Origin of the sequence: Sunxiuqinia elliptica, from assembly GCF_900113005.1 — a bacterium.
GTDB lineage: Bacteria > Bacteroidota > Bacteroidia > Bacteroidales > Prolixibacteraceae > Sunxiuqinia > Sunxiuqinia elliptica.
Genome location: NZ_FONW01000005.1, coordinates 37,856 through 50,632, shown reverse-complemented (window position 1 = coordinate 50,632; position 12,777 = coordinate 37,856). Strand labels below are relative to the sequence as shown.

Sequence of the window (12,777 nt, the reverse complement as noted above, 5' to 3'; positions counted from 1 at the left end):
CTCAAAACACGATCATCTTTGTCATTCGTTTTGATTAACGATTAGAAATCATCATTTTTATCGGTCAAATAAATTCAACATCACATGCAATTAAAATGGACTGCCTTAATTCTGGCAAGCGGGCTTCTAATGGCTTGTCAAAACCAATCGAACAAGCCAAACACAAAGCCAGAGACTACCAAGTCAACCACTAGCGAAGTTACCACCGAAAACACGAAAACACAAGCCCCCGACTATGAACACATGGTCCATTTTGCTGGAGGTAGTTATTTGATTGGAAGCGAAACCGGCCTTCCAAATGAAAAGCCGGTTCATGAGGTGACACTTAAGGCTTTTTACATCGATCAGTCTCCGGTAACGGTTGCTGCATTTCGCAAATTCATAAAATCAACGGGCTACAAAACCGAAGCAGAGAAATTTGGAGATTCCGGCGTATTTAACTTCAAAACGCAACAATGGGAACTGAAACCGGGAACAACTTGGGAATATCCCTTGGGCCCGGGAGAAGCTGCTGCAAATGACGAGCACCCCGTTACCCATGTTAGCTGGAACGATGCTCAGGCTTACGCCAAATGGGCTGGAAAACGGTTGCCAACCGAAGCAGAATGGGAAGTAGCTGCCCGCAGTGGAAAAAACAATGGTCAGCGCTTTAGTTGGGGCAACCAGCTATTAATTGACGGCGCCTACCAAGCCAATGTTTGGCAAGGCGAATCAATTGAGACCAACACCACTGAAGATGGATACCAGTTTACGTCTCCAGTTGGTGCTTTTGGTAAAAATGAAGCCGGATTGACTGATATGGGAGGTAATGTTTGGAATTGGTGCGAAGATACCTACGCCCCCTACCCGGGAAATCCAACTCCCTACAAACGCAACGAGCAAATCAAAGTTATACGCGGAGGCTCTTTCTTCTTCGATCAGAATAGGGAAAACAGCTACACCGTTTCCGGCCGCTCATTCAACTCACTCGAGACCTCACTCTTCAACACTGGGTTTCGCTGTGCGGCAGATGCCCCAGAGAAATAGCCACAACTAGCAAATCAACTGTTACCAAAAGAATTTGCTCTAAAATCTGATCATGATTTTCTCGCTTTTTCCTCAGCTAAGAAGGACGAGAGCGAGAAAATTTTGACGCCAGTAAGTCTGATCACCCCTTGAACTGTACAAGCCTATAAAAGGCTTCATTTTCATTTAGTTCAAAACAAATCTTTCGTTAGGCTGTTTTACTGAAATTGGAAAATATTTACCAAACAATTGATAAAAATACCTTTCTAACAAAATAATTACCAACACTTCACCAAAGCTGTATCATTTATTTTATAACTTAATAGCATTAATTTTAAAATTCTACTTATGAAAAGTTTTAAACCTTACCTAAGCTTAGCTAAAACGACTGTCGATTTCACTTTAGATGTTGTTCTATCGGGTAACAAAGACCAAACAATCACCAGTATTGAACAGCAAGAAGTAAAAAAGAACGAACAAGCTTACTGGGGAGTAATCATCACCTTATCTTCCGAAACACAAGTAGTCAATGGGCCAGATCTCCCCATCTTTTCGACAACTGTCGGAATTCCATTGGAAAAAGCTGACAAATATAAAACCATAAAATGTATCGTTCAGCAGAAAATGCAAGAAGAGAGACTTGGGCCTCCTGCAGATGAAGAAACTGATATTGACTTTATTGATGCAGATAATTGATAAAAACTAATTCCAACAGAAGTCGTTGTCTCAAGAGTCAATGACTTCTCCTTCTTTTTTGAGTTTTCTTGAGCTTTTTTGTACCTTTCATTGCGCTTAAACTTTATCTTAATCATCTGGTGTTATGCTTAAGAACTTGCAGTTTCTTTTGCTTATCTTACTTAGTTTATACTTTCAACCGAATAGAGCACAGCAACCGAGCAAAGCTGACTCCGTTGAAGTGAATCTGCTTTTGGAGCAAATCAACCACCTCCTGGAACGTAACTTAGACAGTGCACTGCTGCTAAGTAAACAAGTTCAAGCCCGAACTGCAAGCCTCCATCATCAAGAAGGATTATGGGAAACACAATTTTTACAAGGAAAAGCCTTTTTCAAACTAGGACAAAAAGACACGGCTTATTTCATACTCAATCAAGTTCTGCAAGAAAGCCAACAACAGAACAACCGATTGATTACCATTAAATCACATTCTGCCCTCGCTTATTCTTTTGAAAACGATTATAATTTTGAAGAAGCAATCAAACATCTACTTAAAGCTGAACGATTGCTAGACGACTTCGATCCTATTGATCTTAGATTCGGAATATTAAATACCTTGGGTACGCTTCATCGAAAAATGAAGAACTATTCCAGCTCACTAGCGTATTTTAACCAACTCGACAGCAACTACTTTTATCAACTAACCGACAAACAACACTTCATGCTTTCCATGAATAAAGGAAATGTATATGCCACCCAACGAAATTACTCGGAAGCGGAAGTCTTCTTCAATAAGGCCTATAACGAAATACAACTAATCAATAGTCCAAGGGATCACGCAACAATAACCTATAATCTTGGTGCTTTATATTATCGACAAAAACGTTACAAACAAGCAGAAGAATACATCACAAAATCGTTGGAGGCAAACATAAAGCTTGGTGACCAAATAAAAATTGAACGGTGCTACAGGGTTTTAGGAGCAATTAACTTAGATCAAGATAACTACAAGCAAGCTGAAGCCTATTTCTTACAAGCATTAGGAATCGCCCGCAAAGCCCAAAATTCGAAATCAGTACTTGGTAACTACAAAAATCTCTATTTGAACTATTGGCACATGGGCTACCAAGAACGAAGCGTCGACCATATGGAAAAAGCGCTACAATATTTCGAAAAATGGGCTCATCTTAACGACAGTATTTACCAACTGGAGACCGCTGAAAAAATTCTGGAGCTGGAAAAACAATACGAAACCGAAAAGAAAAACAACCAGATTACACTATTAGAAAAAGAGAATCAACTAAAAGAAGATCAAATCTACATTCAGCGAACACAGCGCAACTACCTGATTGTTTTTACGATTTTGGTCGTTGGTATTCTGGCCGTTTTCATTTATTTCTATTATTACTATAAAAAGGTCAATCGACTTCTACAGCTGCAGGGACAACGAATTTTGAGCCAGCGAAACAAGATTTCGACACAAAATGAGAAATTGCAAAAGTCAATCCATACCCAGAATAAGCTTTTCAGTATTATCGCGCACGATTTGCGAAGTCCGCTTGTTTCCATTTCCAATGTTTCCAAGCTTATCGGTTTTTACCTAGCTGATAACCGGATGGATGATTTGAAGCAAGTTACCCGAATGATGGATCAGAAAAATGACCAGGTGTTAGAACTGACAGACAACTTACTCAGTTGGGCCAAAAGCCAAACCGCAGGACTCAAGCCTTTTTATGAGTCGGTGAGCATCCGAGAAATTATTGAAGAGTGTTTTGACTTGTATATTTCCATTGCTGAATCGAAAGAAATCCACCTTAGCTGTCCTACCGAAGAAGATCAACAACTATGGGGAGACCGCAACATGGTCAAAACCATTTGCCGAAATTTGATAAACAATGCCATTAAGTTTACCCCCCGAGAAGGTTCGATCCAAGTAGAATTCAGGCAGATTGAAAATGAAGTTACCGTTTGTGTTAAAGACTCGGGCATTGGTGTTCCGAAAGACAAACAACACATTCTATTTTCGATTAACCGCGATAAGGTAACGCCCGGAACCGAAGGAGAAAAAAGTTCAGGCTTGGGCTTAACTGTCTGCCAGGAATTTGTTCATGCCATGGGAGGAACCATTTGGGTTGAAAGCAATTTGAAACAAGGAAGCACATTTTGCTTCAAACTACCTTCCGCTAATTCTCACCAAAATATCAGCAAGCAAGAACGTAAAACCCAAACATTGATTCCATCAATTAATTAGCGACTGTTCCAAGCACCAGACTACAGGAAGCTAAATTTTTCAGCATATTGAAGCATTTGAGAGCTTAAGTCTTTTGCATAAGCATACTCAACATCAACTACTTCGCCCTGATCATTTGTTTTTAAAGAGAAATCCGGATTTAAGAAGCCAGCATATGGCGCAATGTTCAATCGTTTAAAACGCTCAAGAATTTCCTGATGAAGATCAGCATCAACCTTTACGCCATAATTCTCAACCAAGGCGGCGGCTCCCTCCAAATCTCCTTCTGATTTGATTCGTTGCACTTCGGCCAACAATTGTCCAAATAAATCCCGCAACTTCACGTAATCATTGATTTTAATATAGGTTTTACCATCCTGCTCATTCCAATCAACAACCTGTTCTTCTTTTCCATGTTCCAAAGCCCAACGAGCAATCAATTGGCGATTGCGCATGTGCGATTCTTCAATCTCTTTTCCTGGCTCAATCCGTGTTAGCTGGGTCATCAAGCCATTGCGCATGTACGCATCATACTCTGCTTTTCCGGCCTCCATAGATGGCACCAGTCCTAAGTCTAACAACCGTTCATCCATCACATAATAAAGCGCAAATAAATCGGCGCGGGTTTCTTCAATGGTTGAATAGTAATTTTTCAGATCTTCCGGTTTTACGCCGGGCATCATTTTTCCGGAACCATGCCCTAAGCACTCATGCAAATCGGTATGTAAATTACCAGCCAGGTAACCATATTTACGGGCCCGTTCAACTTCCTCCTCTGAGGCGGCAAATTCTTCCAATAGGCCGTTCCCCAATGAATCCAGAAAGTATGATTTGGTTATATTTTCGATAGTCACTGATTTTGAGCCATACTCCTCCCGAATCCATTCAGCATTGGGCAAGTTAATTCCGATTGGTGTGTGCGGAAAGCAATCGCCGCCAAGCATCGCCACGTGAATCACTTTGGCACTAACTCCCTTCACTGTCTCTTTCTTGAAATTTTCAGCTACCGGCGAATGCTTTTCAAACCAGGCTGCATTTTCAGATAACACCGCAGCCCGCTGACTTCCTTCTTCATCTTTATAGTTCACGATTGACTCCCAGCTCCCTTTTATTCCAAGGGGGTCGCCATACACTTCAATAAAGCCATTGACAAAATCGACTGTTCCGTCTAATTCTTTCACCCAAGCAATGCTGTATTCATCAAAGGTTGCCAAATCACCACTTTGATAGTAAGCAATCAGCTTTTGAATACACTCTTGCTGCAACTCATTCTCGGCAAAGGGGTACGCTTTTTCCAACCAGAAAACGATTTGCCGAATTGCTTTTCCATACATTCCATCAGCATGCCACACCTTCTCTTTCAGCCTCCCATTTTCGCACACCAGCTGCGAATTCAAACCAAAAGAAGGTGCATTTTCGCCTGCTTCCTGATGCTTTTGCTTATAATAAGCTTCAGCCTGCTCCTGCTCAACTCCCTGGTAGTAATTCATTGCTGAAGCCTTTAGCAAATCAGATTGACTATCCAAGCTTACTCTTTTCAACTCCCGCTCCGGATTTGTAATCACATCAATCCAATCGTTCAAAGCTTCCTCTTCGTAATTCAGTCCGGTCAAGTCTGATTGCTCCATCAATTCCTTCAACTCTTCGGCAGAAAAGCCCGGAGCTATTTTGTCCATCGAATAATGATGGTGCAACCCGTTGGAGAACCAAACCCGCCTTAAGTAAACATGAAACTGCTGAAACAATTCGGACTCCCGGTTTCCGGAAAACGTTTTATAAATGGTTTCCAGAAAACGTCGGATTGGCAGGTTATAACGATTATTCTGATCCCAAAGAATGTCTCGTCCACAAAGTGCAGCCTGAGACAAATAGTAGATATATTGTTTCTGCTTCAGATCCAGTTTTTCAAAATCAGGCAGTTCGTATCGCAATATTTTTAGATCGGCAAATTTTTCAACAAATACTTCCATCATATTCCTTTCTTTTGTAGTTCATGATAGCGCTTTTCCAACAGTTCTGACCGCTTCAGCGATCGCCGGATCCAAGCCAACTTAATGGCTGCTTTTTCCTCCTCCGACAATTGCCAGTTAATCGTCTCCTCATTACGCATTTTCAGTGTCAGGTAGTGCAAAATAATTGCTGCGGAAACAGAAATATTAAAACTCTCCGTGAAGCCATACATCGGAATCTTCAAAAACTCATCGGCTTCCTCTTTAACAACATCGGAAATACCGGTCAGCTCTGTTCCGAAAAACAGGGCTGTCTTCCCTTTTGTCAGGTCAAAAGCTTCCAAGTCAGTATCGCCTTCATGCGGAGTGGTTGCAACAATTCGATACCCCTGATTTTTCAGGTGTTTGATTGCATCCAGCGAATTGCTTTCATTCTCGGTGTATTTATGCACATTCAACCACTTTGAAGCGCCCATAGCCACTTCGCGGTCCACTGTAAAGCTATTCCGGTTTTCAATAACATGCACATCCTGAACACCAAAGCAATCAACTGACCGCAACACAGCGCTCGCATTCTGTGGCTGGTAAATATCTTCCAGAACCACTGTTAAATAGCGAGTCCTCAAGTCCAGTACCCGATCAAAAAGATCATTTCGTTCAGGGGTCAAAAAATCAGCGAGGTATTCAATCAATGCATAATCCATAGTATCTCAAGCTAAAATCAGAACAGGTTTTGAAAAGCAGTGGGTAAAAATAGCGATTTTTTACCGAAAGTCGCTGAAAACCTTAGACTGACCTATGGATGAAAAGCTTACGAAGATGGCAGTCGATCGGCATGTTGCCAAACCTTCAAATCAATACAATCAATGCGGGTTTGCCCATCAACCATCTGAACCACAATTCCGGAATGCACCTTCCCCATCATACAATGTGCGGGTAAAAATTTAACGGTTTGTCCAATTGCCGGCAACTGTCCTTCAATCCGCCCTTGAAAAGACAAGATCATGCAAATTCCCAACTCAACCGGCTCTTCTCCTTTATTGATAAACTGACAAGGCCCAATTACCCAAACATCGAGTAATCCATTGGTCAATTCGAGAACACGGCCAAAGTGAATGATCGGACAGCCCAAAGGACGGTACCTGATTAGTTGGCCTTTTTCTAAATGGACTCCGGCAAAGTTGACCAAAGTCTCGCGACACGAAGGTTCCCCTCGAAGCGGATGCAAAACAAAGTCGGCCAGAGCCTGATCAATCAATCCTACTTTGGGAACTGCCCCTTTACAAATCCCATCTTGGTGATTTAGCATTTGTTCCAGCACTGCTCGCTTTGAGCGAAAACGCTCCTGCTTCAACACGGGACAATCCTGCACTCCTGCCTGGCTCATCTTTAATGCTTCGGCAAAATGAGCACAGTCTTTTTTGCCACAAGCTCCACAATTAAATCCAGGCAATAACTCCACAATACGCTTTTGTGTTTTCATCGTTACTCTCCTAAATATTCCTGAACTCCGTTTAAATGACGTATCACTCCGCGATGGAACTGCTGATGAACACGCGTTTCGCCAACACACAAGGTACAAATTGAGAATGGGGCATTATGCCTTAGGCGTTCTTCGTCATAACTAAATTCAGCCGCATCTTCGAAACAAGCTGCAAGCTCAGTTGCTCCTTTCCCCGTTAGGCCGTTGGCTTCAATAATCCGGCAAGAAGGATTCATCTCCAACACCCGCTCGCGAAAAATTTCACGCTCTGCCTGCGAAATCACGTCTCCTTTTGTAATAACAACTGTATTGGCAGTGCTCAAGAATGGCCCCACTTTTAAAGGCGTATTTGGGCCGGTTGTCGCATCAATAACACAGACTCCAAGGCTGTTACTTGTATATGGGGCACAACGATGACATAATCCGGCCGTTTCAATCACTAACATTTCCGCTTTATGTTTCTCTGCAAATTCAATCATTTCTCCGGTATTGAAAATTGTGTAGTGATCGGGACACATGTCTTTGGACAAACCCAACAAAGCGGGCACTCCGATGGAGAAAAAACGAATATGATCTTCTGTATATAAGCAGTCTATTTTTACGACTGCTACTTGATGCTGTTTTCGAACTTGCTTTATCGTGTTTAATAAGACAGCTGTTTTGCCAGCTCCGGGTGTGCCGGCTGCAATAATTACTTTCATGAAAAATAGTTCAGTTGATTAAAAAAAAGAAGATTGTCTATCCGATGATATTTTCGGTTACTGAAGCGACACTGCTTGCTTCAAGAGAAATTTCCTCACCATGCCGGACCTGTTCCCGAATGGTAAAAAGCTCCCGATCAACCTGATTTAAGTATACCGACAACCGTTTTTCATCTTCCGTTGTCGTTAAGATCTTCTCAACGCCACCTTTTCGCATTACCAACCGACGTTGCGTTAGCAAGGCTAAAACAGGATCGTGCGTAACAACCAAAATGATCTTCCCGTTTCCGGAAAGCAATTCCAATGCTTCATGCTTTTTGATTCCGGCATTCTCGATTTCATCAATTAGCACTACGGGCGAATCACTGATAAAAGCCACATCGGCCACCATCAATGAGCGACTTTGCCCACCACTCAGAACAGTCAAATTCATGTCTTTTCGGATAGGTTCGCCAGTTAATGAGTTGGCGTAATAGATCACCTTTTCACTCAATAGTGAATCTTTTCCCCGGCATTTTGCATGAAGCCTTAAAAACTCATCGACCGTCATATCGGCCAGAAAGTTCATGTTCTGTGACAACTGAGCTACCAACTTCTTCTTGGGATCGAATCGCAGGTCGGCATCTGGCACCTTGCCATTTAAAAGAATCTGCCGTGAGCTTGTTGTATCGCGTTGAGCCAACTGCTCAATATCCTCGATTAATGCACTTTTACCACTTCCGGTTGGTCCAACAATACCTATAATTTCCCCTGCGTCAATATGTATTTCCGAAAATCGTTCTGCAAGTCCGACCTTGTTTTTACCGGCCAGAATACTGATTGATTGTATCATGATTTTTTATTCTCAAAGGTATGGGGCACACCATTCGAGAAAAACCGCTGAAACACCTAAATGGGCACCTACGTCAAAACACGTAAGCTCTAAGTCTAAATGCTGAAATAGCCTTGCTTAATGGCATAAATCACGAGGTTAGCCGTATTTTTTGATTGTGTTTTTTGAAGCAAATTTTCCCGGTGCTTGTCAACCGTGCGCTTGCTAATTCCCAATTCTTCGGCAATCTGAGTATTGGAAAGTCCCTGACAAATATGAAAAAGAACTTCATTTTCCCGCTCGGTTAGCTCTTGCGCTTCTTTCTGCTCTTTGGGACGATTCAGCCGATTCAGGATGGCCTGTAGAATTTCCAGAGAAAAGTAGTTCTTCCCATTCATGACCTCTTCAATCGCCCTTTTCACTTCCGAAAAACTGGAATTTTTGAGTAGAAAGCCATCCGCCCCTGCTTCAATCATGCTCGCATAATAATTATCATCGGCATACATCGATAAGGCTATGATTTTCATATCCGGTCTGATTTTTAAAGCTCGCTCAGCGGTTTCAATGCCATTCATAACCGGCATTTCAATATCCAATAAAATCAAATTGACATCATACTGCTCCAAGCCCTGAAGCAGTTCCGCTCCATTTTCGGCCTCATAAATCATCGAAACCCCATCCATATTTTGAAGTAAGAAACGTAAGCCCTCACGAAAGAGGGCATGATCGTCAACCAAATAAATATTCCATTTCTTCATGATACGGGAATTAAAATATTGGCAAAGAAACCGTTCCCCGGACTGGTTTCAATCAACAGATAGCCATTTAACATTTTCACTCTGGACCGAATATTTTCAAGTCCCATTCCATTCTGGCTTCTTTCTATCGAGATTGATTTTTCATCAGCCCCCTTCCCGTCATCGCGATACCTTAGCTGAAAAAATTGATCAGTTTGCTGTAAGGAAATTTTCACCTTCGAAGCATTGGCATGTTTTACCGTGTTATTCATCAATTCTGAAGTAATCCGGTAAAGACTTATTTCAATCGTATCAGGATAACGTTTGCTGCCAATATTCGAATTGACCTGGCAGTCAATTTTTGAAGTCTGAAACAACTGGGTAGCCACCGTTTCAACCGCTTTTACCAAACCGTAATTTTTCAGCAAGTGTGGACTTAGATGATCGGAGATTTCACGCAGCGAAACAACGGCCTCGTCTGCCAACATGCATGAACGTTCAACAAACGTTCGATTTTGTCCATCAAGCTGGTTGGGATCAACAGCACTCATCGTCATTTTCACAGAAGAAAGAATGGGACCTAAACCATCGTGTAACTCGCGGGCAAAATTAGCCCGAGCCTTTTCTTCTCCCTGAATTACTGCTGAAAGCACTCTTTTTTCGCTCTCCTGCCTCAGTTGATCTATTTGGTCCTGCAGGTTAAAAATCTGCCGAATAAATATCACCCCGATAAATACCAATACCGAAATAAGAATTCCCAACCATGTATTCATGCTCTCCCGATCGAAAAGTTGAGACTCCCAAAACAAGGTTGAAAACTCAAAAAGGCGACGCACAGCCATAAGTACAAAGCCTGCAGAAATAAGGATCCAGGCTATATTGTATCGCGTACGTCGAATTAAACTCACCGCCAGAATGGTTGCCCCCAATTGGATGAGCATCGACAGTAATAAGGCGAATTTAAGCAGCATTGGTTTTTTGTGTAAAGTTAATCGATAAACAAACTCTTTTACAAACCAAAGTTCAAAACAAATTTTATAGAAACTAAAAAAACGGGGTATCTGCATGCTTTGCAAATACCCCGTCAAATAAAAGAAATTTGTAAAAACTAATTATTTATTCACATGAGACTCAATCAATTTTTTCCATTTTAAATAACCTTCTCCCATCAAATGTAGCCCATCATTTGTATAGTCGGGATTCAATTTAGCCCCGGAAGCATCGGTAAAATGACTAAAAAGGTCAATGTAAATAAGCTGCTTTTCGGAGGCAAGCTTTTTCAACTCCACATTTATTTCGGGAACCATCGCCCACCGCGAAGCATGTTTCTTAAAATTGTCAAAGGCATCGTTCACTGGCAATACACTTTGCAAATAAATCCGGGTTTTGGGGCTTTCAAGCTGAATTCGTTCAAGGATTAGACGAATGTTGCCAACAATTGAGTCAACTGAAATCCCTCGTGAAACATCATTAATTCCGATCAAAAGAAAAAGCTTGGCTGGTTTTCCTTTCACAATGGGATCCAGACGATCCAAAATTCCGCTTGTAATGTCGCCACTAATCCCCCTGTTTTTCACCCGGGGATTATCAAAAAGCTCAGCCCATTCGGCTCCATCAGTAATGCTGTTTCCCAGGAAAATAATATCTTTCTTGCTGGTTGGCAGGTTTTCAAACAAACTAGCCCGGCGCTCCCAGTAAATTGAATACTTTCGCTCTTGTGCCTGCGCTGTTTTCACCCAGGCAAAAACCATAAAAATGATTACTAATCGAATAACTCCTTGCTTCATTATTGTTTCGTTTTTAAGTAATGACATCAGATCAACTGGCCTTCTCTTCGATGTAACCAGAGTTCCAGGTAAAAGCGAAAAAAATGGTCGCTGCAATTCCAGAGGCCACCAAAATCAGGAAGCCCAAAGACCAACCATAGTGTGTGACCAGATAGCCAAGTCCCCATCCGGACAAGACGGTACTTAAGTAGGCAAACAAGCCCGTAAGCCCGATGGCAGTAGCCGCAGCTTTCTTCGTTGCCAGGTTTGCAGCAATGATTCCGACCAGTGCCTGAGGCCCGTAAATAAAGAAGCCCACAATGCAAAGTAGAATGCCATAAAAGAATGGACTTTCATGAGGCAATTTCCAGAAAAAGAAAACGGCTATTGAGCAGATCAACATGTAAATCAGTGCGGCACGTCCTCCGCGACCTTTAAACACTTTATCCATCATCCATCCACTAGAAAGCATTCCCAGAATCCCAAATCCTTCGTAACCAGCAACCAGCCAACCTGCTTTTTGCAAATCAACGCCTTTCATTTCTGTCAGGAAAGTTGGGCCCCAATCCAAAATAGCATACCGAATGGTGTATAAGAAAAAGTTCGCCAAACAAAGGAACCAAATAGCTGGATTACCAAAAACATGCTTGCGCACAAAACGTTTGAAATCGCCTTTCTTTTTCTCACCTTCCTCTTTCACTTCTGCTTCCTCATTCTTATATACATCAACAGAGGGTAAACCCAATGATTCTGGTTTGTCGCGATGCCGGTTCAGAATAAAAAGCACGCCCACAAAAGCCAAGGCTGCAGGAACAATAAAACAGTAACGCCAGTCATACACCACTAAAAAGCTGTTTAGCACCAACACCAAAGCTGCACCGATGGAGTGTGAAGTGTTCCATAAAGCAAATTTGACACCCCGTTCAGAGGGCGAAAACCAATTGGTTAAACTGTTGGCACAAGGAGGAAACCCCATTCCTTGAAACCAGCCATTCAGCAACCAGAAAACGCCAAAAGCCACCACACCACTGCTCAAGCCAAAAAGCAAACTCATGGAAGCGGAGAAGAACAAGCCCAACGCCATAAAATAGCGCGGATTGGTTTGATCTCCGAAAAAGCCATTTACAAACTTGGAAATTCCATACACCACACCATGCAAGGTCAGAAAAAGCCCTAAGTCGGCCTTCGAAATTCCCAAATCGGCTTCAATTGCAGGCATCGCAATTGAGATGTTCTTCCTAACGAAATAAAACATCACATAGCCAATCATCGTGGTGTACAACACCCGTGTCCGCCAATATTTGTATTTGGCATTCAACTCACTTTTATTCGTAATGGTTTGCTCTTTTTCAGGAGCAGGTTTAAGAAAACTCAATATATTCGTCATCGTCTTAATTTTAGTTTAATCTGGTTTAGTTGC

Annotated in this window: 12 protein-coding genes; 3 read left to right on the top strand and 9 right to left on the bottom strand. The window is 42.0% G+C overall.

All coding sequences use genetic code 11. The features are described from left to right. Positions 1-84 precede the first annotated feature (84 nt). From BM156_RS11155 to BM156_RS11145, 3 genes are all read left to right on the top strand, one after another. Entirely contained in the window at positions 85-1,026 is a 942-nt protein-coding gene (locus tag BM156_RS11155; RefSeq protein ID WP_093919957.1) for a formylglycine-generating enzyme family protein, read from the top strand. A 327-nt stretch (positions 1,027-1,353) separates the two neighbouring features. Then, positions 1,354-1,701 (top strand): hypothetical protein, encoded by a 348-nt coding sequence (locus BM156_RS11150; RefSeq protein ID WP_093919956.1) that lies wholly within the window; start codon positions 1,354-1,356, stop codon positions 1,699-1,701. Positions 1,702-1,825: 124 nt separating this feature from the next. Beyond that, positions 1,826-3,931: a tetratricopeptide repeat-containing sensor histidine kinase gene (locus BM156_RS11145; protein ID WP_093919955.1), complete on the top strand. Its 2,106-nt coding sequence runs from the start codon at positions 1,826-1,828 to the stop codon at positions 3,929-3,931. A gap of 20 nt (positions 3,932-3,951) precedes the next feature. Here BM156_RS11145 and BM156_RS11140 read toward each other — a convergent pair whose 3' ends face one another. The 9 genes from BM156_RS11140 to BM156_RS11100 form a co-directional block, all read right to left on the bottom strand. Further along, the gene (locus tag BM156_RS11140) at positions 3,952-5,883 is read right to left on the bottom strand and encodes a dipeptidyl-peptidase 3 family protein (RefSeq protein ID WP_093919954.1); all 1,932 of its coding nucleotides are present in this window, start codon (positions 5,881-5,883) and stop codon (positions 3,952-3,954) included. After that, positions 5,880-6,563, bottom strand: coding sequence for a TrmH family RNA methyltransferase (locus tag BM156_RS11135; RefSeq protein ID WP_093919953.1), 684 nt, complete (start codon positions 6,561-6,563; stop codon positions 5,880-5,882). The genes BM156_RS11140 and BM156_RS11135 overlap by 4 nt, the downstream gene beginning before the upstream one ends. Positions 6,564-6,670: 107 nt before the next feature. Beyond that, the gene (locus BM156_RS11130; RefSeq protein WP_093919952.1) at positions 6,671-7,342 is read right to left on the bottom strand and encodes a (Fe-S)-binding protein; all 672 of its coding nucleotides are present in this window, start codon (positions 7,340-7,342) and stop codon (positions 6,671-6,673) included. A 2-nt stretch (positions 7,343-7,344) separates the two neighbouring features. Continuing rightward, positions 7,345-8,043, bottom strand: a complete 699-nt coding sequence (locus BM156_RS11125; RefSeq protein ID WP_093919951.1) for a GTP-binding protein — start codon at positions 8,041-8,043, stop codon at positions 7,345-7,347. A gap of 37 nt (positions 8,044-8,080) precedes the next feature. After that, entirely contained in the window at positions 8,081-8,875 is a 795-nt protein-coding gene (locus BM156_RS11120) for an ATP-binding cassette domain-containing protein (RefSeq protein WP_212733495.1), read from the bottom strand. A 95-nt stretch (positions 8,876-8,970) separates the two neighbouring features. Beyond that, positions 8,971-9,612 carry a response regulator transcription factor gene (locus tag BM156_RS11115; RefSeq protein ID WP_093919949.1) on the bottom strand — a complete coding sequence of 214 codons (642 nt, stop codon included), beginning with the start codon at positions 9,610-9,612 and terminating at the stop codon, positions 8,971-8,973. Beyond that, the gene (locus BM156_RS11110) at positions 9,609-10,562 is read right to left on the bottom strand and encodes a sensor histidine kinase (protein WP_170846942.1); all 954 of its coding nucleotides are present in this window, start codon (positions 10,560-10,562) and stop codon (positions 9,609-9,611) included. Before BM156_RS11110 ends, BM156_RS11115 begins: the two co-directional genes overlap by 4 nt. 141 nt (positions 10,563-10,703) lie before the next feature. Continuing rightward, on the bottom strand, positions 10,704-11,378 hold the full coding sequence (locus BM156_RS11105) for a GDSL-type esterase/lipase family protein (RefSeq protein ID WP_093919947.1): 675 nt from the start codon (positions 11,376-11,378) through the stop codon (positions 10,704-10,706). Positions 11,379-11,409: 31 nt separating this feature from the next. Further along, the gene (locus BM156_RS11100; protein WP_093919946.1) at positions 11,410-12,744 is read right to left on the bottom strand and encodes an MFS transporter; all 1,335 of its coding nucleotides are present in this window, start codon (positions 12,742-12,744) and stop codon (positions 11,410-11,412) included. Positions 12,745-12,777: the final 33 nt, after the last annotated feature.

Bases quoted from the DNA above. Each gene is read 5' to 3' on its own strand.
- BM156_RS11155 (WP_093919957.1), top strand. From the start codon at position 85: ATGCAATTAAAATGGACTGCCTTAATTCTGGCAAGCGGGCTTCTAATG.
- BM156_RS11150 (WP_093919956.1), top strand. From the start codon at position 1,354: ATGAAAAGTTTTAAACCTTACCTAAGCTTAGCTAAAACGACTGTCGAT.
- BM156_RS11145 (WP_093919955.1), top strand. From the start codon at position 1,826: ATGCTTAAGAACTTGCAGTTTCTTTTGCTTATCTTACTTAGTTTATAC.
- BM156_RS11140 (WP_093919954.1), bottom strand. From the start codon at position 5,883: ATGATGGAAGTATTTGTTGAAAAATTTGCCGATCTAAAAATATTGCGA.
- BM156_RS11135 (WP_093919953.1), bottom strand. From the start codon at position 6,563: ATGGATTATGCATTGATTGAATACCTCGCTGATTTTTTGACCCCTGAA.
- BM156_RS11130 (WP_093919952.1), bottom strand. From the start codon at position 7,342: ATGAAAACACAAAAGCGTATTGTGGAGTTATTGCCTGGATTTAATTGT.
- BM156_RS11125 (WP_093919951.1), bottom strand. From the start codon at position 8,043: ATGAAAGTAATTATTGCAGCCGGCACACCCGGAGCTGGCAAAACAGCT.
- BM156_RS11120 (WP_212733495.1), bottom strand. From the start codon at position 8,875: ATGATACAATCAATCAGTATTCTGGCCGGTAAAAACAAGGTCGGACTT.
- BM156_RS11115 (WP_093919949.1), bottom strand. From the start codon at position 9,612: ATGAAGAAATGGAATATTTATTTGGTTGACGATCATGCCCTCTTTCGT.
- BM156_RS11110 (WP_170846942.1), bottom strand. From the start codon at position 10,562: ATGCTGCTTAAATTCGCCTTATTACTGTCGATGCTCATCCAATTGGGG.
- BM156_RS11105 (WP_093919947.1), bottom strand. From the start codon at position 11,378: ATGAAGCAAGGAGTTATTCGATTAGTAATCATTTTTATGGTTTTTGCC.
- BM156_RS11100 (WP_093919946.1), bottom strand. From the start codon at position 12,744: ATGACGAATATATTGAGTTTTCTTAAACCTGCTCCTGAAAAAGAGCAA.